General features: G+C 63.5%; 28 protein-coding genes and 1 tRNA gene. 14 read left to right on the top strand and 15 right to left on the bottom strand.

Going from position 1 to position 20,509, the window contains the following annotated elements; genetic code table 11:
* Positions 1–63 precede the first annotated feature (63 nt).
* Positions 64–228: a hypothetical protein gene (locus ACVIIW_RS26735; protein ID WP_177243657.1), complete on the top strand. Its 165-nt coding sequence runs from the start codon at positions 64–66 to the stop codon at positions 226–228.
* Between the two features lie 131 nt (positions 229–359).
* On the opposite strand, the gene ACVIIW_RS26730 is transcribed toward ACVIIW_RS26735, so the two are convergent.
* Positions 360–851 (bottom strand): hydrogenase, encoded by a 492-nt coding sequence (locus tag ACVIIW_RS26730; protein WP_456703476.1) that lies wholly within the window; start codon positions 849–851, stop codon positions 360–362.
* Positions 852–1,008: 157 nt separating this feature from the next.
* The gene (locus tag ACVIIW_RS26725) at positions 1,009–1,167 is read right to left on the bottom strand and encodes a hypothetical protein (protein ID WP_456703475.1); all 159 of its coding nucleotides are present in this window, start codon (positions 1,165–1,167) and stop codon (positions 1,009–1,011) included.
* Positions 1,168–1,726: 559 nt separating this feature from the next.
* On the opposite strand from ACVIIW_RS26725, the gene ACVIIW_RS26720 reads away from it, so the two are divergent.
* Together ACVIIW_RS26720 and ACVIIW_RS26715 are read left to right on the top strand one after the other, a co-directional pair.
* Positions 1,727–2,179, top strand: a complete 453-nt coding sequence (locus tag ACVIIW_RS26720) for a VOC family protein (RefSeq protein ID WP_456703474.1) — start codon at positions 1,727–1,729, stop codon at positions 2,177–2,179.
* Positions 2,180–2,530: 351 nt separating this feature from the next.
* Entirely contained in the window at positions 2,531–3,169 is a 639-nt protein-coding gene (locus ACVIIW_RS26715; protein ID WP_456703473.1) for a glutathione S-transferase family protein, read from the top strand.
* Between the two features lie 118 nt (positions 3,170–3,287).
* Here ACVIIW_RS26715 and ACVIIW_RS26710 read toward each other — a convergent pair whose 3' ends face one another.
* The 3 genes from ACVIIW_RS26710 to ACVIIW_RS26700 are packed head-to-tail and all read right to left on the bottom strand — an operon-like array spanning position 3,288 to position 4,002.
* Positions 3,288–3,455: a hypothetical protein gene (locus ACVIIW_RS26710; RefSeq protein ID WP_456703472.1), complete on the bottom strand. Its 168-nt coding sequence runs from the start codon at positions 3,453–3,455 to the stop codon at positions 3,288–3,290.
* A 9-nt stretch (positions 3,456–3,464) separates the two neighbouring features.
* On the bottom strand, positions 3,465–3,779 hold the full coding sequence (locus ACVIIW_RS26705) for a hypothetical protein (RefSeq protein WP_456703471.1): 315 nt from the start codon (positions 3,777–3,779) through the stop codon (positions 3,465–3,467).
* Complete coding sequence (locus tag ACVIIW_RS26700; RefSeq protein ID WP_456703470.1) at positions 3,748–4,002, bottom strand: PilZ domain-containing protein; 255 nt, start codon at positions 4,000–4,002, stop codon at positions 3,748–3,750. Before ACVIIW_RS26700 ends, ACVIIW_RS26705 begins: the two co-directional genes overlap by 32 nt.
* A 227-nt stretch (positions 4,003–4,229) precedes the next feature.
* Here ACVIIW_RS26700 and ACVIIW_RS26695 point away from each other — a divergent pair.
* The 7 genes from ACVIIW_RS26695 (at position 4,230) to ACVIIW_RS26665 (ending at position 10,087) form a co-directional block, all read left to right on the top strand.
* Positions 4,230–4,304: transfer RNA gene (locus ACVIIW_RS26695), tRNA-Glu, on the top strand.
* Positions 4,305–4,553: 249 nt separating this feature from the next.
* Positions 4,554–5,180 carry a PilZ domain-containing protein gene (locus ACVIIW_RS26690; protein WP_456705278.1) on the top strand — a complete coding sequence of 209 codons (627 nt, stop codon included), beginning with the start codon at positions 4,554–4,556 and terminating at the stop codon, positions 5,178–5,180.
* 125 nt (positions 5,181–5,305) lie between these two features.
* Positions 5,306–6,313 (top strand): acyl-CoA desaturase, encoded by a 1,008-nt coding sequence (locus tag ACVIIW_RS26685; protein WP_456703469.1) that lies wholly within the window; start codon positions 5,306–5,308, stop codon positions 6,311–6,313.
* Between the two features lie 138 nt (positions 6,314–6,451).
* Positions 6,452–6,724, top strand: a complete 273-nt coding sequence (locus ACVIIW_RS26680; protein WP_456703468.1) for a hypothetical protein — start codon at positions 6,452–6,454, stop codon at positions 6,722–6,724.
* A 354-nt stretch (positions 6,725–7,078) separates the two neighbouring features.
* Positions 7,079–8,119, top strand: coding sequence for a PrsW family glutamic-type intramembrane protease (locus tag ACVIIW_RS26675; protein ID WP_456703467.1), 1,041 nt, complete (start codon positions 7,079–7,081; stop codon positions 8,117–8,119).
* A gap of 69 nt (positions 8,120–8,188) precedes the next feature.
* On the top strand, positions 8,189–8,767 hold the full coding sequence (locus tag ACVIIW_RS26670; protein WP_456703466.1) for an HdeD family acid-resistance protein: 579 nt from the start codon (positions 8,189–8,191) through the stop codon (positions 8,765–8,767).
* A 234-nt stretch (positions 8,768–9,001) separates the two neighbouring features.
* On the top strand, positions 9,002–10,087 hold the full coding sequence (locus tag ACVIIW_RS26665; RefSeq protein WP_456703465.1) for a 3-deoxy-7-phosphoheptulonate synthase: 1,086 nt from the start codon (positions 9,002–9,004) through the stop codon (positions 10,085–10,087).
* 61 nt (positions 10,088–10,148) lie between these two features.
* Here the strand turns inward: ACVIIW_RS26665 and ACVIIW_RS26660 are convergent, their stop codons facing one another.
* Genes ACVIIW_RS26660 through epmA form a run of 3 tightly spaced genes read right to left on the bottom strand, consistent with a single transcriptional unit; the run spans position 10,149 to position 12,596 of the window.
* The gene (locus ACVIIW_RS26660) at positions 10,149–10,400 is read right to left on the bottom strand and encodes a hypothetical protein (protein ID WP_456703464.1); all 252 of its coding nucleotides are present in this window, start codon (positions 10,398–10,400) and stop codon (positions 10,149–10,151) included.
* A 40-nt stretch (positions 10,401–10,440) separates the two neighbouring features.
* Positions 10,441–11,535 carry a lysine-2,3-aminomutase-like protein gene (locus tag ACVIIW_RS26655; protein ID WP_456703463.1) on the bottom strand — a complete coding sequence of 365 codons (1,095 nt, stop codon included), beginning with the start codon at positions 11,533–11,535 and terminating at the stop codon, positions 10,441–10,443.
* A 2-nt stretch (positions 11,536–11,537) separates the two neighbouring features.
* A complete protein-coding gene (gene epmA, locus ACVIIW_RS26650; protein ID WP_456703462.1) occupies positions 11,538–12,596 on the bottom strand; it encodes an EF-P lysine aminoacylase EpmA in 1,059 nt (352 codons plus the stop codon).
* 162 nt (positions 12,597–12,758) lie between these two features.
* Between epmA and efp the strand changes: the two genes are divergently transcribed.
* Positions 12,759–13,325 (top strand): elongation factor P, encoded by a 567-nt coding sequence (gene efp, locus ACVIIW_RS26645; RefSeq protein ID WP_027557928.1) that lies wholly within the window; start codon positions 12,759–12,761, stop codon positions 13,323–13,325.
* A gap of 39 nt (positions 13,326–13,364) precedes the next feature.
* On the top strand, positions 13,365–14,969 hold the full coding sequence (locus tag ACVIIW_RS26640) for a M23 family peptidase (protein ID WP_456703461.1): 1,605 nt from the start codon (positions 13,365–13,367) through the stop codon (positions 14,967–14,969).
* 63 nt (positions 14,970–15,032) lie between these two features.
* On the opposite strand, the gene ACVIIW_RS26635 is transcribed toward ACVIIW_RS26640, so the two are convergent.
* Positions 15,033–15,536 carry a cupin domain-containing protein gene (locus tag ACVIIW_RS26635; protein ID WP_456703460.1) on the bottom strand — a complete coding sequence of 168 codons (504 nt, stop codon included), beginning with the start codon at positions 15,534–15,536 and terminating at the stop codon, positions 15,033–15,035.
* A gap of 21 nt (positions 15,537–15,557) precedes the next feature.
* Positions 15,558–16,034 (bottom strand): carboxymuconolactone decarboxylase family protein, encoded by a 477-nt coding sequence (locus ACVIIW_RS26630; RefSeq protein WP_456703459.1) that lies wholly within the window; start codon positions 16,032–16,034, stop codon positions 15,558–15,560.
* A gap of 57 nt (positions 16,035–16,091) precedes the next feature.
* Here ACVIIW_RS26630 and ACVIIW_RS26625 point away from each other — a divergent pair, with 57 nt between their 5' ends.
* Positions 16,092–16,616: a MarR family winged helix-turn-helix transcriptional regulator gene (locus ACVIIW_RS26625; protein WP_456703458.1), complete on the top strand. Its 525-nt coding sequence runs from the start codon at positions 16,092–16,094 to the stop codon at positions 16,614–16,616.
* On the opposite strand, the gene ACVIIW_RS26620 is transcribed toward ACVIIW_RS26625, so the two are convergent.
* The 3 genes from ACVIIW_RS26620 to ACVIIW_RS26610 form a co-directional block, all read right to left on the bottom strand.
* Positions 16,613–16,786 (bottom strand): hypothetical protein, encoded by a 174-nt coding sequence (locus ACVIIW_RS26620; RefSeq protein ID WP_456703457.1) that lies wholly within the window; start codon positions 16,784–16,786, stop codon positions 16,613–16,615. The genes ACVIIW_RS26625 and ACVIIW_RS26620 overlap by 4 nt on opposite strands.
* A 75-nt stretch (positions 16,787–16,861) precedes the next feature.
* Positions 16,862–17,113, bottom strand: coding sequence for a hypothetical protein (locus tag ACVIIW_RS26615; protein ID WP_456703456.1), 252 nt, complete (start codon positions 17,111–17,113; stop codon positions 16,862–16,864).
* A gap of 60 nt (positions 17,114–17,173) precedes the next feature.
* On the bottom strand, positions 17,174–17,428 hold the full coding sequence (locus tag ACVIIW_RS26610) for a hypothetical protein (protein WP_456703455.1): 255 nt from the start codon (positions 17,426–17,428) through the stop codon (positions 17,174–17,176).
* Positions 17,429–17,553: 125 nt separating this feature from the next.
* Between ACVIIW_RS26610 and ACVIIW_RS26605 the strand changes: the two genes are divergently transcribed.
* Positions 17,554–18,786 carry a lytic murein transglycosylase gene (locus ACVIIW_RS26605; RefSeq protein ID WP_456703454.1) on the top strand — a complete coding sequence of 411 codons (1,233 nt, stop codon included), beginning with the start codon at positions 17,554–17,556 and terminating at the stop codon, positions 18,784–18,786.
* 6 nt (positions 18,787–18,792) lie between these two features.
* Here ACVIIW_RS26605 and ACVIIW_RS26600 read toward each other — a convergent pair whose 3' ends face one another.
* The gene (locus ACVIIW_RS26600) at positions 18,793–19,584 is read right to left on the bottom strand and encodes an aldolase (protein ID WP_456703453.1); all 792 of its coding nucleotides are present in this window, start codon (positions 19,582–19,584) and stop codon (positions 18,793–18,795) included.
* A 96-nt stretch (positions 19,585–19,680) separates the two neighbouring features.
* Positions 19,681–20,490, bottom strand: a complete 810-nt coding sequence (locus tag ACVIIW_RS26595) for an SDR family NAD(P)-dependent oxidoreductase (RefSeq protein ID WP_456703452.1) — start codon at positions 20,488–20,490, stop codon at positions 19,681–19,683.
* Positions 20,491–20,509 lie beyond the last annotated feature (19 nt).

The following is a 20,509-nucleotide window of genomic DNA, read 5'->3' as shown; positions in this document are numbered from 1 at the left end:
CTTGGGTCCACCGTCGCTGCAATGCGGAAGGGAACCACACAACAGTCCGCACATTGAGTCCTTATGGGTGTGGTGAAGCAAATCAAAAAGCAGGCTGTCGTGGCCGAACAGGCGGCCGCCCGAACGGCTGACGCTTTTGTGGCCGACCAGATGAAGAGCCTCGCCGAAGCCTTCCGGGCTCAAGCCGACACCATAAAAAAGCAGAAGAAGCAAAAGAAAAAGAAATGAAATCTGAAATTACGTGACAGTGCACTCAACCAGTCGTGCCGCTGGAGATGAGTGCACTATCACCGCAATTCCGTAATTGCGGTCATCGCGATTTTCGTAATTCCGTAGTGGGTCACGGCCTTCCGGTACCCTCACTCCGGCTTTGCTTTGGTGCGCAACCCGAGCATGAGCAAGACAACGGCCAGGACGATGGCAGAGCCGATGAATACGAAGCCGCCGGTGATCATTGCCTCCTTCCAAGGCGCAGCTTCATGCCCCGTCGCCGTGATTGGCGAGAGCGCGGCCGTCCCAAGCACGGCAGCCGACGTCGTCACGATCCAATTGCCGTATGTTCCGATGAGCAGTGCCCAATAGGCCACTGCCTTCGTTCGTGCCGATAGCCTGACCTCGCTCCAGATGGCGCCGACCGCCAGCAAGAACGTGCCGTTCATCACGCCCTCCAAATGAGCAGCCAACGCCATCCTCACATTGGTGAAATGCTGCTCGACCAACCCCGTCAGCAATCCGATCAGGAACAAGGCTGCGCCATGCCAGAGGAGTCTTCGCTTCTCATCCACCACAAGTTTGCCCTCCAGTAGCGGACGTTGAATCACCGCTCCAATTAAAGCCGCAGCAAACGGCACCTCAATTGATCATTCGACTCTTGGAACTGCAATTGCGGTGACGGCGCACTAAATCCTTTTAGCGGTGGCGCTCTGCCGGCTCCAGTCCTGCTCGGGGACGGCGCGGGCTACGGGCAGCCCGCCGTCACCTCTCTCAACCAATTACGCTGACAGTGCATTAAATTCGCTTGCGATGGCTGCCGACTGCGACTTCGATTAGCCCGCGGCGGAGTATTGGGCGGCAATTGCTCGAGATCCAGACCAACAACGCCAGTGACAATTGCTGGCCCGAGGTGACGGGGCCGATCGCCGCCGGCGCCACCGCGACGACGGCCATCTCTTGCAGCCTGACGCAGGAAAGTCCGGCGGAGGCGCCTACTTCGGGTTAATCCAGAAGGGAAATTACTCTGGATCAGCCATTCGCTACAAAAGGATGTCAGCGGTCGATGTGAGCGTCCCATGATCGAGATCCGTTTCTACGACGACCGGCCGGTGCTGGTCATATTCTCCAACGAGCCTTTCGATTTTGCTCGCTTGGGGTTCGTTGACATTTATTCGTCCACTTCCCTCAGCGCTGCGGTCCGCTGCTCACGCCGGGCGCGGCCGTCACGGCCGTCCCGAGAACAGCTTCTTCTTCCTTCGGTGGCAGAGCCGGTAGGGTAGCGGCTGCTGAAGTTGCGGTGAAGTGCGATCACAGCGCATCAGACTCATGCCCCGCGGGTCTTCTGCCGACGTGTCGGGTCGGCTTGGTTCGCACAGGCTCTGTACTTCTGAGCTTTTCCCCCTCACGCACACGTTTCCCCCGCCCCCTGCCCCTCCCCCCACTTTCCTGCTATCTCTCCCCCGCCGTTCCGGCCCAAAGCAAAACCCTCTGATCATCCAAGGGAGCAAGAAACATGCGTTATCTCCACACCATGCTGCGCGTGCGCAATCTCGATGTCGCGCTGAAGTTTTACCAGGATGCGCTGGGGCTGAAGGAGGTGCGGCGGATCGAGAACGACAAGGGGCGCTTCACGCTGGTGTTCCTGTGCGCGTCTGATGATCTCGAGGCGCTGAAGAAGCAGCCGCCGACGCGCGGTGCGCCGCTGGTCGAGCTCACCTATAATTGGGACGAGGAGAAGTATGGCGAGGACCGCTTCTTCGGCCATCTCGCCTATGAGGTCGACGATATCTACGCCACCTGCGAGAAGCTGCAGAAGGCCGGCATCACCATCAACCGGCCGCCGCGCGACGGCAACATGGCCTTCGTCCGCTCGCCTGATCTGCACTCGATCGAGCTGCTGCAGAAGGGCGAGCCGAAGGCGCCGGCCGAGCCGTGGGCGTCGATGCCGAACACCGGCCATTGGTAGGTCCAGATAGCAGGAACAAGCTCCCGCGGCCGGCGTTGCCCCTCCGACAAAACGAATTGGAGGAGGACGCGATGGGACGCGGAATTTTGCTGTGGCTGCTGGGTGTGCCGATCCCGGTGATCATTCTGTTGTGGCTGTTCTTCGGCCGTTGATATCGGCGCAAACGCATTCGCGTTTGTCGCCAGCGCAAGCGCATTTTTTGCGTTTGTCGCGCATCAGGTTCGCGCTGCAATGAAAGCTCCGCTTCTCGAAGCGGAGCTTTTTGCATGAGGGGCGCGCGGCAAACAGCATCGCTGTGGCTGGCGATTTCCGCTATCACCCGCGGCACATCAACGCTGCGGGAGACGCTCGATGCCTGACACACAGCTGACGATCTGGGGCCGCGCCAATTCGGTCAACGTGCAGAAGGTGCTGTGGTGCCTCACCGAGCTCGGGCTGCGCTACCAGCGCATCGATGCCGGGATGCAATACGGCAAGACGCGTGAGGCCGACTATCTCGCGATGAATCCGAATGCGCGGATTCCGACGCTGGTCGAGGGCGACTTCTCGCTGTGGGAGTCCAACTCCATCATGCGCTATCTCTGCCTCGCGCATGGGCGCGGCAATCCGATCTATCCGGAGGCGCCGAAGCTGCGCGCCGGCGTCGACCGCTGGCTCGACTGGACGCTGTCGATGGTGCAGCCGGTCGATCGCCCGGTGTTCTGGGGCATCGTGCGCACGGCGCCGGCCGAGCGCGACATGATCAAGGTGCAGAGGGATGCCGATGCGGCCGCCGAGGTCTGGACGATCGCCGACCGGCTGCTCTCGACGCGGCCCTACATGGAAGGCGACGCGTTCACGCTCGCCGATATCGCCGTCGGCGCCTATGCGCGGCGCTGGCTCGGCGTCGAGGGGATCTCCCGGCCGGCGCAGCCGAACCTCACGCGCTGGCTTGCCGCGCTCGGCAAGCGGCCCGGATTCGCGCAGCACGTGGCCCCGCCGATGTCGTGAGCCGCCGGCGCGGGTCAAGGCCCGGTGCGCGCGCGCGGAATCGCGCTCGCGGCGCAAAACTGCCCGCGGCCGGCTTCTACTGTGCATGGGGTTGTTTTCGCGGTTTGGGTCTGCAGGCCTAGTGCCGGCCGCGCTCGACCGTCACGACGATGGCGATCAGCGCCAGCGTGACGACAGCCGTGGCGAGCTTCGCGGTCCAGGACAGCCCGCGGCCGACCCACCACAGCAGCGCGCAATACATCAGCACGGGAACGAGAAGATCGAGCCGCATCAGGTCCTGCGACATCAGGGACCCTCAGCGCCCGGTCACGGCGTCGACCCTGACGGTGCCGCCGATCTTCACGCAGGTGCCTGCGACCATGGTGAAGCCCACACCATAGGCCGCGCAGCCATTGGCCCCGGCAGAGCCTGTGCCGCTCTTCAGCGGCAGGGTTTTGGCGGACTGGGGCGGCTCGGTGGGCGGCAGGCGCACGCCCTCGGCCCCGGCTGCGGAGGTCAGTGCGAGCGAGATCAGGCACGGGATGGCGAGGCGCATGCCTGCTTGTAGCCCGCCGACGGGCCGGGCGCTATCCGCGGCGTCAGAGGAACCTGATGCCGGCCGACTTGCCACGGCGCCAGACCACCTGGCAGCTCCGCCCGGTGCGCGCATCCCGCGCAAACGCCATCCGGATCACGCCCGGCAGCCCGCTCGCATCGTCGTCCATCGTGATCTTGGCGCCCGAGGCCGAGATGTCCTGGACCAGGCAATGCCGCGCCGCAAATCCGCCCTCGAGCGTTATCCAGGCATGCTGCGACAGCAGCTTGCGGGCTGCGCGTTTCTTGGGCTGTGGCATCGGCAAAAGATCTCCCGCCCCAGCGCTAGCCCGGGGAACCCTAAAAAACGGTTGAAATCGCTGCCCGAATGAATCCCGGGCCCGGCTATCCACCGGGCCCAAAAGAGCCCGCCGGGACGGCTTGCTCACAAGCCCAAAGGCCACTATACGTTCGCCCGCTGCAAGCCGCCGGGCACGACTCGGCCGGCCGGCGGGCCTGTCGCCAAATGCTGTCAGGCCTTGCGTTTGCTCCCTTCGTCTATCGGTTAGGACGCCACCCTTTCACGGTGGAGAGAGCGGTTCGATTCCGCTAGGGAGCGCCAATCCTGGATCCCCGTCATCGACGAATGCCGGACGGCTATAGCCGGCAGGATCTCAGCTCCATCGCGCCCGCAATGGTTGTGAACGCGCGCGCCCAATCATCGCGACGGTCTGCCCCCTGCCCGGGCACACGACCGGCCGACCCGTTTACCGGAAATTTACCCCTGCTCTTGGGCGTCGGCATCATTTGCTTAGAGTTTGATCGCTACCGTGGAATTACGGAAAGAATTCGAAACACGATCTTGGGGCCCATGTCCGTCGCAGAGTTCCTCAGGCAGCGAGCAGTGGAAGTCACTGTGAGCGGCAGCTATTCGCTGCATCGCTGGTACGATTGCGAGGGCAAACTGAGAAACTTCGCCTGCCGTACCAAACGCGTCTCGCCGTTCCGCATGATCGTGGACGTGCCGGTCGTCGGCAAGATAGGAGAGCGAGTGACCTCCTATTTCCAGGATTTCGGCGAATTCCAGTGCACCATCAGCGCGACGCTGAAATCAGGTTTCCTGATGGAGCTCGAGATGACACGAGCGCGACGCGCCTGGATGTCGGAAAAGCTGACATGGCTCGAGAAAAAGCAGAAAGACGCCAGGATTCAAGAGCTGCGGGGCGAGGCTCGCTTCGTCCCGCAGGCCTCCCACACCGTCCTGACGCTGGCCGACGGCAGTTCTCATCCCTGCTTCATCATCGATGTCTCTACGGCCGGGGTCGCAATCTCCTGCGAATATGACCCGCCGGTCGGAACCCCCCTGGCCATCGGAGCCTGCGTCGGGCGGGTGATCCGGAAATTCGAACACGGCTTTGCGGTGAAATTCGCCGAGAGGCAGCACCGGGACGACCTCGTTCGCCTGGTCGTGCGCCAGGGAATACCGCAGCCGGCATAAACCCTGCGGACCGGATTTTAACTCAATTTTAACTAAATGCTGGAGGTCGAGGCGCCTGCGCGATAGGGTGTGAGCCAGTCCGTCCGCAATCCTTGCGGGCTCCCCGAAATATTGGAAGTGCTGGAATGTCCATCGCTGATGCCGGGCTCACCCCGGCAGAGATCGCCCAGAGCACCGTCAGTGCCGCCAAGCCGCAGCTCCCTCCCGGCGTCGTCACCGAAGGCCCGCTCGTCCGGGCCAAGCTGCGCGAGAGCTACCTTCTGCTTGGCATTCTCTACGTCGGTGCTGTCGCGGGGATCATCTGGGCTGTCACCCAGGGCGTCGGCAAAGTCGAGCTGTTTACGTTCGGCTGGATGTTCGCGCTGACGACATTTGGGATCGGCGCCGGCATGCACCGCCTGTTCGTACACCGCAGCTTCCGCACCGGCCCGATCATGCGCGTCTTCTTCTGCGCAATCGCTCAGATGGCGGTGCAGGGCTCGATCGCCAAATGGGTCGCCAATCACCGCCGCCACCATCTCTATGCCGACCATATCGGCGATCCCCACAGCCCGCAGTTCGACGGCTTCGGCAATCGCTACGTCAGTGCGTTCAAGGGATTCCTGCACGCGCAGGGCAGCTGGGTGTTCGACCAGGCGACCACCGACAACGAATATTACGCCAAGGACATCCTCGCCGATCCGATCGCGATGTTCTTCGTGCGCACGCGCTGGGTCTGGTACGGAATGTCTGCGGTCTTCATCCCCGGCGTGATCGGCTACGTCTTCGGCGGCGTGCACACCATGATCGGCTGTGTGCTCTTCTCCGGCCTGCTCCGCGCCTATCTGCTGATCCTCACCAGCCAGCTCACCGGCTCGGTCTGCCACGCCTACGGCTATCGCCGCTTCGAGGTCGACGACGCCTCGACCAACGAGTTCATGACCACGATCCTTACCTTCGGCGAGGGTCTGCACAACAACCATCACCGCTTCCCGCGGGACGCCTATATCTCGCACGCCTGGTGGGAGATCGATCTCAACGGTCTGATCATTCTGGGCCTGGAAAAGATCGGCCTCGTCCACGATGTCTTCCACGCTTCGCACCGCCAGCTGGAGCTGGCGTCCGAAGCGGAGGCGGCTTCGACGGCACGCTAAGGGTCGGCGCGCAGCGGCCGCGGCGCGGCCGTGCTGCCTCCTCACCGCTGCCCTATCGCGGCCCAATTGCGGGATCAGCTTCTGGACATCCGTGCCGTGGGCCGGGCGTCATTGGCGGATTTGCGATCGGGGGACCGAATGGCAGTCGACAAGACCACAACCGATAGGATCACAGTCGATAAGATCACTTGGGACAGGGTTGGCCGGGTTACCGAGCCCGGACGCTACATGTACACGTTCGGCTGGCTCACGATCACCGCCGGCGACCTCGATATCTGGAAGCAATATCCGCAAGCCGCATTCACGCTGCTGGCGCATCATGCCGAGACCGCCGAGACCGTCGGCGAGGAATTTCATCTCGGCGCTTTCGATATCGCCCCCGACGCCCCGACGCGGTTCACCACCCATTGATGGCCGGAGCGCGGTCACCCCGGCGGGAGGCCGCAGTTCAAGCCCGAGAAAGGCCGGTTCGTGACGAACCCCGCCTCTGGACTCGTCGCTTTCGTCCGTGCATCGTGAATATCGAAGAAAACTGCGCATTGCCTTGATCTGACTTGTCAATCGCTAACCAACCAGACTCGTCTATCCGATGTGGTCGACGAAGACGGCTCTGTCATGCGATTGATTGCGCTCGCGTTCGACACTTTGCGGTCCTGATGAAGGTTAGCTGTCGCGCTTGTTAAGCAACGGGACAGCAGGCGCATGACAGATGGTCGCATCGGAAAGCGTGGATTAGCGGACCCAGGGAACCTATTTTCGGCGCCGATGTACCTGATTGAAGCTTTACCCACCGTCATCGGAACGGCCGCGATCGCACCGGCGCTGCTGATGCTGTGGCTTGTCATTGCTGCCGAGGAACGCCCGGGGCCGCCGGCCCAGGTCTGGACCGCGTTCCTGCTTGGCGCAGCCAGCATCTCTCTGCTGGGTCTCGCCCGGGCCCCCTTCGCCAAGATGGTCGCGGCCCCCGACAATCCCTGGGCGGCGCTCGCCATGCATTCGGTCTTCGGCGTCGCACTGCCTGAGGAGGCGGTAAAGGTGATCGCAATCGTCCTGGTCTCCTCGACCAAGCGGCGGACCTTCGCCAACCCGATGGACACAGTCGTCTATGGCGCTGCCGTCGGCCTCGGGTTCGCCGCCTACGAGAACCTCGCTTATCTGGTGCAGCATGCCGAGATGTGGCGGTCGCTGGCAGCGCTGCGCAGTGTTCTCACAGTGCCGTTCCACGGCGCGCTCGGCATCATCGCCGGCGCTTACCTCACGATCGCGCGCGCTGGCACGGCGCTCGGTGCGAACCGCCATCACCGTGACTGGGCCCGTCTCTCCAGCCGGCTGCTGATGCTGATCGGTCCCCTCGCTTTGCATTCCGCGTTCGATTTCCCGCTGCTCACCCTGCAGCGCATGCCGGATCTTGACCCGACATTAAGGATGTGGCTGGGCGGGGCGAGCCTGCTGATCGGTTTCAGCTCGATCGCTTTTGCCATGCGCCTGGTGCGCCGCGTCGCGCGCCATCATGCGCCCCGCACCGAAATCGCGCGGGAGCGCCTCAGCCAGCTGCGCCGGATGTGGGCTCTTTTGCTCGCCGGCGGTGGCGTCGGCTTCCTCGGCCTTGCCTTCGTTCTGACCTCGATCCACCACTGGCTCATCAACCCCGAACGCAATCTGACGCTGGCGCTGATCCCGATCGGCTTCGTCTCGATCCTGCTCGGCCTTGCGCTGCTGGTCGTCACGACGGCGATCTACATTCTTGGCCGCAACCGCATCCGCACCAGTGGCGAAGGTTTTTCGTCAGCGCACGGCGGCGGTTGATCCGCAGGATGGCAAGCCGGGTGCGCGCGTATTAGATTGGGCGCACACCTTTCGATCTGGAGCCTGCCGATGACATCGCCCGAGGATTTTTCACGGCTGCAATCTGCGATGAGCCAGGCGGTGAAGGCGCATTGGAAGGCCTTCCTGTTCGAAGGCATTTTGCTTGCCGTTCTCGGCGTCGCCGCGCTGATCCTGCCGCCGCTCGCAAGCCTCGCGATCACGATCTTTCTCGGATGGATGTTTCTGGTCAGCGGCATCGGCGGATTGGTCGCCACCTACTGGGCGCGCACCTCGCCGGGATTCTGGTGGTCGTTGATCTCCGCGGCGCTCGCCGTGCTCGCCGGCATGTTGCTGCTGGCCCGCCCGATGCAGGCGGTGCTGACGTTGACCATCGTGCTCGGCGCTTATTTCCTCGCCGAGGGCGTCACCACCATCATGTATGCGCTGGAGCACCGCCGAGAACTGAGCGGGCGTTGGTCGTGGCTCCTGATCTCGGGCCTCGTCGATATCGCGATCTCGTTCATGGTGATCACGGGCCTGCCGAGCTCGGCGGAATGGGCGATCGGCCTGCTCGTCGGTATCAACCTTCTGTTCGGCGGCGCCACCCTGATCGGCATGGCGCTGGCGGCACGCAAAAGCAACAGTTGAGGTGCCTCGAAGCCCCTCGCGCCTATTGGGGGATGACAAGGCGCCCATGGCGCGCTATACGACCGACCATGATCACCGTCGCCACCAGCTATTTTTGGTACTTTAGCTACGACAGCTCGCTGGCGGCAGGAGGATCGCGCTCAATCTGAAATATTGAAGCAAACGTCCGAACAGCCGCCAGACCTGGCGGCTTTTTTATTGGCCGGCAGGTTCTCAAAATGACAGGAGCCCGCCGTGCTGAGCACGACCGACGATCTGCGTATCCGCGAACTGAAAGAGCTGAGCACGCCTGAGGACGTGATGCGGGAGGTCCCGCGCACCCTCACGGCGACCCGCGTGGTGATGGCGGCGCGCAACGCCATCCACGCTATCCTCAACGGCCAGGACGATCGGCTTCTGGTCGTCGTCGGGCCCTGCTCGGTCCATGATCCCAGGGCCGCCATCGAGTATGCAGAGCGTCTTGCCGCGCTGCGCGAGGATCTCGCCGACCAGCTCGAGATCGTGATGCGTGTCTATTTCGAGAAGCCGCGCACGACGGTCGGCTGGAAAGGCCTCATCAACGATCCGGATCTCGATGGCAGCTTCGACATCAACAGGGGCCTGCGGCTTGCACGCAACGTGCTCTCGGCCATCAACAATCTCGGCCTGCCCGCCGGCACCGAATTCCTCGACATGACGACGCCGCAATACATCGCCGATCTCGTCTCCTGGGCCGCGATCGGCGCGCGGACGACCGAAAGCCAGATCCACCGCGAGTTGGCCTCGGGTCTATCCTGCCCCGTTGGCTTCAAGAACGGCACCGACGGCAACGTGCGCATCGCCGCTGACGCCGTGAAGTCCGCCTCGCATCCCCATCATTTCATGGCAGTGACGAAGCTCGGTCGCTCGGCGATCGCCTCGACCGCTGGCAACGAGGACTGCCACATCATCCTGCGCGGCGGCAGCAAGCCGAACTACGATGCGGCAAGCGTCGCGGCCGCATGCAACGATCTGGCAAAATCCGGCGTCGCCCCGCTGGTGATGGTGGATGCGAGCCACGCCAATTCGAGCAAGAAGCCGGAAAACCAGCCGCTGGTCGCGGCCGAGATCGCCGGCCAGATCTCTGGCGGCGAGAACCGCATCATGGGCGTGATGATCGAGAGCAATCTCGTCGCCGGCCGCCAGGACGTGGTCGCGGGCAAGCCGCTGATTTACGGGCAGAGCATCACCGATGGATGCATTGATTGGGCGACCACGGCGACCGTGCTCGAGCAACTCGCCGATGCGGTAGAGATCCGGCGCAACACCGCGCAGGCCGGACGGCACGAGCGCTCCGCGTAAGGCCACAAGGCGGGCCGGGCGAGGCTGTTCGCGCCCTGCCCGCCGCGCAACAATGACGGGCTTAGCAGCCGCGGCAGATGCTCTTGATCTTCTTGTCGAGCAGGGCGTCTTCCTTGCTCACCGGATTGTTCGAATCGCTTAGATTCTTTTCATTCGGCACGTCGCCGGCCCGCGGCTGACGATGACCGATCGGTGCCTGGGGCACCGATCCAGAAGTCGCGCCGCCGGATGTCGATTCCTTGGTCCCGGTCTGCGCGATCGCAGCTCCGCCGAGCAAGACCACGAGCGATGCCACCACCATGATCTTCTTCATGTCCGATCCTCCATTCCTCAAACCGGCGTTCTCCGTCCGCTCAATTCTCGGGCGGATAGAGATGAACGTCGCCGCAATAGTCGACGATACGATAGCGCGTTTCGGTCTTCGCATCACCGGCATCGGCTGCGGTATTTTGCGCCGCCAACACATAATTCGGCCCGACCGGGGACTTACCGGCGCCGCCTGGTATGTCGATGACATAATCCGGCTGACACAGCCCTGACACCCGTCCGCGCAGCTGCCGCATCAAATCCTGCCCCTGCGCCAGCGTGGTGCGCAGATGCGAAGTGCCCGGCGCGAGATCGCCATGGTGCAGGTAGTAGGGCTTGATCCGGCATTCGACGAACGCCCGCATCAAATCCGACAGCGCAGCGAGGTTGTCATTGACGCCCCGCAACAGTACGGACTGGCTCACCAAAGGTATCCCTGCATCGACCAGCCGCGCGCAAGCGCCCCGGGCCGGGCCGGTCAGCTCGCGTGCATGGTTGGCATGCACGGCAACCCAGGTGGTCGCGCCCTCGATTTTCAACGCAGCGACCATCTCGTCGCTGATCCGCGCAGGATCAGCGAGGGGTGCGCGGGTATGCAGGCGAATGACCTTCACGTGATCGATCGCGGCAAGATCGGCCATGATTTCGCTCATGCGACGTGGCGACAGCATCAGCGGATCGCCTCCGGTGAGGATCACCTCCCAGATCTCGCTATGCATGCGGATATAGTCGATCGCAGCACCATAGGCGCTGTCCGAGAGCGCGTTCTCCTTGCCGGGCCCCACCATCTCGCGGCGAAAGCAGAAGCGACAATAGACCGCGCAGACGTGAACGAGCTTGAACAGCACGCGATCGGGATAGCGATGCACGATCCCCGGAACCGGCGCGTACGGATGGTCGCCGATCGGATCGGCGCTTTCGCCTGGCTGCATCTCGAGCTCGGCGGCGGCCGGAACGAATTGGCGCGCAATCGGATCCTGGGGATCGGATTTGTCGATCAGATCGACCAGCGCCGGCGTGATCGCCACCGCATAGCGCGCAGCGACGCGCTCCAGCGCGGGCAGTGCCGTGGAAGGTGCAAGGCCGGCGGCCACGAGTTCGGCCGGCTCGCGCAATGTCCGTGCAAGATTGGGCTTCGTCATACTTAACTTAACGCTTCATTTGCTGGCGGCGTCCACACCACCTGATCAATCCGTGTTGCACCGCTTGCCAGCATCACCAGCCGGTCGAAACCGAGCGCGACACCGCTCGCCTCAGGCATCGCGGCAACAGCGGCCAAAAAATCCTCGTCCAGCGGATAGGCCTCGCCATAGCGGCGCTGCTTCTCCGCCATGGATGCGGTGAAGCGCTTGCGCTGCTCCTCTACGTCGGTGAGTTCGCCAAAGCCGTTGGCGAGCTCGACACCGCAGGCATAGACCTCGAACCGTTCCGCGACCCTGGGATCGCTAGCCTTCACCCGCGCCAGCGCCGCCTCAGGAGATGGGTATTCGAACAGAATGGTCAAACGTCCCTGTCCCAGATGCGGTTCGACATGCTCGACCAGGATCTTGCTGAAGATATCCGACCAGGTATCGTCCTGGGCGACCCGCACCTTGTCGGCGGCCGCTCCGGCGAGCGCGGCACGGTTACCCTCATTGCCCGAGATTGTCGACAGCAGGTCAATGCCGGCGAATTGCTCGAAGGCGCCCGCGACGGTCAGCAGCTCAGGCTCTGCAAAGGGGTCGGCGGTTCGGCCGCGGAACGAGAAGGTCCCGATTCCGGTTGCTTGCGCGGCGTGGGCGATCACCACGACAGTGTCGGCCATGATGGCGTCGTAGGGCGCGTCGGCCCTGTACCATTCCAGCATGGTGAATTCGGGCAGGTGCAGGTCACCGCGCTCGCGGTCGCGGAATACCCGGGCGAGCTCGAAAATCCGCTCCTCGCCGGCCGCCAGAAGCTTCTTGCAGGCGAATTCGGGCGAAGTCCGCAGGTAGCGGCTGGCACGGCTGCCATCCGGCCGGATGATCTCGGTCCGGGGGGCGTGCAGATGGGTCTCGTTGCCCGGTGAAACCTGGAGGACGGAGGTTTCGACCTCGACGAACCCCTGCTCGGCGAAAAAGCCCCTGACAGCGCCGGTAATGGCTCCCCTAGCCTGGAGGAACGGCCGCCGGTCGAGGTGCCGGCTGGGCGTCCAGAACGGTGAGATCGGCTTGTCCCCAGCCATTAACCGACGCCCCTCTCGGCCAGCAAAATGCTGGCATCGAACGGCAAAATCAGTATGTTGCGGCCCGAAACGGGCGCCAAGGTCTGATTTGAGGCCCCAAGTCCCCCATCGATTTGACCACGTCCTGGCCGGTGCCGGGCCAAGCAAGCAGGAAATATAGCTTTGAGAGTCATCGCCAGTTCTATCCGCAAAGGCAACGTGATCGAGCAAGACGGCAAGCTCTATGTCGTCGTGAGTGCCGAGAACATCCATCCCGGCAAGGGCACGCCGGTCAGTCAGATCGAAATGCGCCGAATCTCGGACGGGGTAAAGATCTCCGAGCGCTACAAGACTACCGACCAGGTCGAAAAGGCCACCATCGAAGAGCGCAACTACACCTTCCTGTATGAAGATGGCGACGGCTTCCACTTCATGAATCCCGAGACCTACGACCAGGTCCAGGTCTCCAAGGACGTCGTCGGCGATGCCGCGGCCTATCTTCAGCCAGACATGACCGTCAAGCTGTCGACCCACGACGTCAACGTGGTCTCGCTCGCTCTGCCGCAGCGCGTGACACTTGAAGTAGTCGAGACCGAGCCGGTGACCAAGGGCCAGACGGCTTCGTCGTCCTACAAGCCCGCCGTGCTCTCTAACGGCGTCCGCACCACCGTTCCGCCCCACATTTCGGTCGGCACCCGCATCGTGGTGATGACCGAAGACGGCTCCTACTCCGAGCGCGCCAAGGACTAAGCGACGAATCAGGATAGGTGCCGCCGGGGGGGCGAGACAGTGGTTGGGAAGAGTTTCCGCTTCGTCTCGCTGCTTCTGGCGTCGCTCTCGCTCCTCCCCGCCACGCCGATCGCTGCAGACGAAATCCGCAGCCCTTCCCTCACAGCCCTGCGCGTCGATTGGCGCGCAGCGCTCGACCAGCTCCGCACCGAGATCAGCAGCCACCCGCAGATCGCGGGCGATTTCATCTTCGTGCCGCGTCGTTCAGTGCCGCGCTTCGATCCGCGTGCGATGCCGGCTCTGGTGCAGCTCAACGCCATCTCGTCGCAATTCTTCACCGGCATTTCCCGCAGCCCCGTTCCCGTGCTGCTGCCGTTCGATGCCGCCGCCTATCTCGAGGCGCAACGCAATGGCGCGCCGGGCACGGCGCTCGCGCTGTCTCGCTATCAGGCCGATTTCAATCCCGTCGACATGTTCGATGCCGGCCCTGCCGGCTACAGTGCGAGCTTTTCACTCGAGCCTGGCGCCGGCGAAGGCATGCCGACACGAACCTTCGCAAAGCCAGTCGAAGTTCAGATCACTGGGTCGGCACTTGTCTACGACATCGCCGATCCCGCCGGCGGCAAGGGCGAGCAAGCCAAGCCGCTTGCGACCGTCTATCCAGACCTGCGCCGGTTCATCCGCGAAGGCTATCTGCGCTACGCGTTCACACGCTTCGGCGCGGCCTATGTGGTGTCCGTCCAGTGCCTCGACAGTGTCGCAAAACCACGGCGGCTGGCCTGCAAGGAGGCCTATCCCGTTGCCGAGCGCTTCCTGAAGGCGTTGCATGTCGCCGGCGGCCAGCGCGCGCGGCCGTTGATGGACGTTGCCTCCGTCGTGATCGATCGTCCCAGCGGGCGTGCGGCGGATTTCAGCTACCGGCCGAGCGGCGACATCATCCCGAACACCGGCTATCGCAAGCAGGGCGGCCATGCCGATCCGATGGCCTATGCGCAGATCCGCTTCCCGCTCGAGACGGCGCCGGCGTTCGTGCATTCGCAATCCTACTCCAAGCGCGAGAAGGACGACGGCCCGACCGCCTATCCCTGGCGCGACAATTTTTGCGAGTCACGCAGCTTCGAGGTTTGGCAGTGCGGCGGCGGCTATGGCCATCAGGGCGAGGACATCCGGGCCGCCGATTGTCCCCCGCCCGGTGACAGCCGCAGCCCCTGTGATCCCAGGCAGCGCGGCGTCGTCGCCGTGCGCGACGCCGTGGTGATCCGCGCGCCCAAGGACCAGGCTGCGACACTCGAGGTCAACAGCCGCACCGAGCACATCCGCTTCCGCTATATGCACATGAATCCGCAGGCGCTGGATGCCAATGGGGTGCTGAATGGCCGCATCGTCACCGAAGGCGAGAAGATCGGCGTGATCTCGAACTATCTCGACCATCCTGCGGGCACGTCGATGCATTTGCATTTCGACGTCCAGGTCTTCACACGCGATGGCTGGATCTGGGTCAGCCCCTACGTCACGCTGGTCTCGGCCTATGAGCGCCTGATCCGCGCCCGCGGGCGCGAAATCGGCCCGGAGATCGCGAGCACTCCGCAGCCGGTCGCTCATGCACTGCCCGAAGACGTGCTCAAGCCCGATCATCGTGAGGGATCGAGCAGCGACGAGAATTGAGCGCGGCGACCTCGATCGCGCATCCCGGAACAGCGATTGGGTGTCCGAGATACGATCGGCTGGTTAATCCAGATAGGTCGTCAGCTGGGCGCCCTCATCGGCCACGAACACCGCGATCAGTTCGGCAGGTTCCGTAGTGCTGGCGTTGGCGGAGACCAGATGTGTTGCGCCCGGCGGCTCGAAGAAGGACTGGCCGACACCATATGTCTCAACCGGACCACCGCCGAGCTGGGATCGGATCTCGCCCTTGGTAATGTAAGCAGTCACCGAGCCAGCGTGCCGATGCGGCCGCGAAAATCCGCCCGGACCGTAGAACACGCGCACGATGGTCACCCGTTTGCCCGGCACGTTGGGCAGTGCGTAGGACCCGATCGGCTCGACCTTGTCGAGTGGCGAGCCTTCCGCAGCGTTGGCGCAGAGCGGCGCGAGTGCGTCTGACACGATATCCTTCGTCACCGGTAGCACCCTGCCGATCGCAAGCGCGCAGGCAAGTCCGCCGACAACGGCCAGAGCCATAGAGCGTAACGGCATCGGATGCTGCATGTTGGCGAGATTCATTGCGCTCATGACAATCTCCGTCCTGGCCAATCAGGATCCAGCTTGAGCAGCGCCCGGGCGCTTCGGAGGCGTCCAGCGAAAGGCCGCGCCGAACCGATTCCAGACGTTGATCGAAGCGACCGCCGAGGTCAGATAGGTCAGCTCCGTCTCGGAGAATTCGCTCTGCGCCTGGGCATAGACCTCGTCACCAAACCCGTCCGGCAGCAACGTCAGCGCCTCGGTCCAGGCCAAGGCAGCGCGCTCGCGCGCCGAGAAGATCGGCGCCTCTCGCCAGACCGCGACCAAATGCAGCTTGTCCGCTGGGATCCCTAATCGCTCCGAGAGCAGCACGTGATGCTGTACGCAGAAGGCACAGCCGTTGATCTGCGAGGCGCGCAACTTGACGAGCTCAAGGAGCTGCTTCTCGATCCCGGCCTTGGCCGCAACCTGGCCCAGCGCCAGCACCAGGTCATAGGCGTCAGGCGCGATCCTCTTGAAATCCTCGTATTCGCTTCGGGCGTGTGACATTGCCGTGCACCTCGTGTTATTATAAGACTACTTACATCTTATAAGAGCTCTTATATTATGCGCAAGTCAGACGGCATCACGAAATCGAAACCGGAGCAAAGGGCACCCAAAGAGGAGCCTGCGATCCGCGTGCCCGCCCCTGGCGAAGGCAAGCGCGGCGAGCAGGGCTATCTCGGCTATCTCCTGCGCCAGGCCCACGCCGCCGTCCGGCTGAAGATGGAACGGACGCTCGTCGATCTCGGCGTGACCTCGCCGCAATTCGCCGTGCTGACCATGCTGAACGCCTACCCGGGCCTGTCAGGTGCCGACGTCGCCCGCCTCACCTTTCTGACGCCGCAAACCGTCGGAGTGATCATCCGCAACCTCGAGCGCGACGGCGCGATCGTAATGACGCCGCATCCCATCCACGGCCGCATCCAGCAATGGACGCTGACACCGCGCGGCAACACACTGCTGAAGGCTTGCCGGGAACGGGTGATCGAATTGGAGAAGCGCTTGGCCAGTGGCCTCGATGCCAAGGCGGAGGCAACCATTCGCCGTTGGCTTGCCGGCATCGCGGCCGATCTGCAGGAGGAGGCTTAGTCACCTCCTCCATCGCCCCCGTCACCATCCCCGAAATCGGCGAATCCGGCGTCGCCGTCACCCTGAATGCCGCGGCCGAAGTTTTCCGCGATGATCATCATGATGACGACCAATAGCCCTGCGCCAACAGGCCAGGGATTGGCACGGATGATGTCGAACAGCTCTCGCACGTGCCCATGATGCGCAGAAGCAAGCGAACCGACCGCAAAAGGACATGCTTAAAGCTGGGGATTTGAGCGGCTGCGCTATCCGCCTTTCAACGCTTTCTTAACTTCGCCATCGGGCCAGTTCGCGCCTGCCGCAATGACCCGGACGCGGCTGCGGTCCGCACCATTCACCAACACGTGCGAACTTATCCGGTCGCCACTCGGCTCCAGATTCAACTCCGTTTCCGGCTTCCAGCTCAGCGTCGCTGCGAGATCGCCGGCAAAAATCTGCCAGCAAGATCCGTCGTCGAGTTCGACGACATGGCTCTCTGCATGTGCGCGTATCTTCATTGCACCCCAAGTCTCGTCGACGAACGTGGGCCCCGGCGCTTAGCCAGGGCCCCTGCTCCGTCAGTCGTTGTCATGATGAATCACGGTCTTGCTGCGATTGCCGAATTCATCTTCCTTCTTGATCACGGTTTTGCGGTCAGCGGGCTCTCGCTCCTTGATAACCGTGGTCCGGTCGCGATCGCGGTCACGATATTCGTGCGACTGTCCGACCGTCACGCCGGCGCCGACCGGACCGACGTGAACGCCGACCTCATCCGCAAACGCAGGCGTTGCGATAGCGGTGATCATGGCCGCGGCAAACAGATACTTCCTCATCTTGTCCTCCTCTGATGTCGTGGGGAGCAAATGCAGCAGTGCGACGGTTTGTTCCGGGGGGAACCGCTGTTCCCGCGTTCCCGGAACCGGCTCACAGGGACCTGGATTCCGGCTAGAATAGCCGCATGAAACACACTGATTCCTCGGCCACTCACGTCAGCCGCCGGGCTGTGCTCAGGTCCACCCTCGGCGCGGCCACCATGCTCGCACTTCCGACACGTGCCATTGCATCGCCTCCCGGATTCGACGAATGGCGCGAGGGATTTCGCGCGCGCGCAATGGCGAAAGGCATTTCGGCTGCGACCTGGCAGCGCGCGATGGCACGGGTCGAGCCCGACATGAGCGTGTTCAAGCAGATGCGCAACCAGCCGGAGTTTCACGAGCAGCTCTGGCAATACATCAACCGCCGCGTCTCCGACTGGCGCATCATCAATGGCAAGATCGCGCTGAAGAACAACGAGGCGTTGTTCGCGCGGATCGAGCGCGATTTCGGTGTCGAGCGCGGCACTCTGCTGGCGCTGTGGGGCGTGGAGTCCGCCTACGGCGATCCGCTGGTCCAGCAGAACCACATGACGCCGGTGTTTCCCTCGCTCGCCGCGCTCGCCTGGAACGAGCCGCGCCGCAAGGCTTATTGGGAAGCCGAGTTGATCAACGCGCTGCGCATCGTCGACAAGGGCTGGAGCACACCGGAGGAAATGCGCGGCTCATGGGCCGGCGCAATGGGGAATTCGCAGTGGATGCCGGAGGTCTGGCTCAATGTCGGCATCGACTATGACGGCGACGGCAAGGTCTCACCGTTCGGCAAGCCCGACGACGCGCTGGGATCGACCGCAAAGTATCTCGTCAATCGCGGCAAATGGCGCCGCGGCGAGCATTGGGGCTACGAGGTGCGCGCGTCCGGCGAGATGAGCGGCAGCCGCACGTATTCTGCGTGGCAGGCAGCCGGCGTCACCCGTGCTGATGGCCAGCCATTCCCACAACCGAACGCGTCCGCGCAAATGTGGACGCCTGTTGCAGGCGGTCCGACCTTCCTGCTGGGACCGAACTTCTATTCAGTGAAGAGCTATAATCCCTCCATGAATTATGCGCTCGCGATCTGCCATCTCGGCGATCGCTGCCTGGGTGCGCCGCCGTTCATTCAACCCTTCCCCGGCTCCGAGCGCGTGCTGACGCTCGCGGAGGTGCAGGAGATGCAGACGCGTCTGACCAAGGCCGGCTTTGACACCGGCGGCACCGACGGTCGCGTCGGCAATGACACCATGAAGGCGATCAAGGATTTCCAGCAGCGCGCCGGCATCACGCCCGCCGATGGATACGGCGGGCTGAAGGTGCTGGCGAAGCTGCGGCAGGGATCTTGAGCCGCGTCAGTGCCGGTACTGCGGTTCTTCCGCATCGAGCTGGCGGCGGATCGCGGCGAGATGCAACCGCGCGGATTCGGAATCGCCTTCGCGCATCTGCGCGTAGGTTGCGGCTGCGATCGCAGGATCGACCGGCTGCACCTGACGTCCGGTCGACATCGCCAGCACCTGCACTTCGGCGGCGCGTTCGAGGTAGTAGAGATCGTCCCAGGCTTCTGCAATCGTCGGCGCCAGCACCATCACGCCGTGATGTTTCATGAAGATGATGTCGGCATCGCCGACGGCTGATGCAATGCGCGCGCCTTCGCTGACATCGAGCGCGAGGCCGTTGTAGTCGCGGTCGACCGACGTGCGGCCGTAGAATTTCAGCGCCGTCTGGCCGGCCCAGATCAGGGGATCGCCTTCGGTCATCGAAAGTGCCGTCGCATAGGGCATGTGGGTATGGAACGCCACCTTGGCGCGCGGCAGGCGCTTGTGCATCTCCGCATGGATGTAGAAGGCGGTCGCCTCAGGCTCGCCCTCGCCATCGAGAACGTGGCCGTGAAAATCGCAGATCAGGAGCTTTGACGCGGTCAGCTCGCGGAAGGCGTAGCCGTAGGGATTGACGAGGAAAAGATCGTCATGGCCGGGAACGACGGCCGAGAAATGGTTGCAGATGCCCTCCTCAAAACCGTTGCGCGCCGCCATGCGGAAGCAGGCAGCGAGATCCTCGCGCGCAGTGCGGATGGCATCGGTGGCGAGGTCCGGCCGGTTGGAGCGGACAGCTGCGGGTGAGGAGGCGTGAAGGCTGTGCGCCATGGCGAAGGAGACCTCTTTCGGACGGGGGACGGCAGCGTTTTACAGGGCCGACGCCTGCGCGTCAGCCCCTGCGGCCGCCGCCCTGCCTTGCGCGTTTCACGCCCGCCGTGGCACCCCGCCGGCATTCATGCCGCCATCGATGACGAGCTCGGTGCCGGTGACATAGCGCGAGGCATCCGACGCCAGGTACAGCACGCCGGAGGCGATCTCCGCCGCCTGGCCGGCGCGGCCGAGCGGGGTTGCGACCTTGGCGCGTTCCTCCGGATCGATCGGGGCGTTCTGGCCGGCGCCACTCGCTCCGGTCGGGATCTTGCCCCAGATCGGGGTGTCGATGATGCCGGGATGCACCGAATTGACGCGTATGCCGTCGCCGGCAGCCGCGCACTCCATTGCGATCGATTTCGCGAACAAGCGTACGCCGCCCTTGGTCAGCGAATAGGCCGAGAGACCCGGCGCGCCACGCAGGCCCGCGAGCGACGACATCATGATGATCGAACCGCTGCCGTGCTTGCGCATCAAGGGCAGGCAATGCTTGACCGAAAGAAACACGCCATCGAGGTTGATCGCATTCTGCTTGTGCCAGTCAGACAGCGTCATATCGGTGATCGAGGGCACGGCAATGCCGATGCCGGCATTGGCGACCATGATGTCGAGGCGGCCGTAGCGCTTGGCGATCTCGGCGACGATTTCGATCCAGCGCTCCTCGCTGGTGACGTCCTGCTCCAGGAAGATCGCGTTGCCGCCGGCCTTTGTCACCCGCTTGGCGAGTTCGGGCCCGCGCAATTCATCGATGTCGGTGGCGATGACGGTGGCGCCCTCGCGCGCAAACAGCTCGACAATGGCCTCGCCGATACCGGAGGCGCCGCCCGTCACCAGCGCGATCTTGCCCTCAACCTGCCCTGCCATGTTCGCTCCGCTTCTTTTT

The organism is Bradyrhizobium sp. USDA 4449, assembly GCF_054056275.1.
The sequence above is the reverse complement of the archived record's forward strand: the minus strand, read 5'-3'. Positions and strand labels throughout refer to the sequence as shown.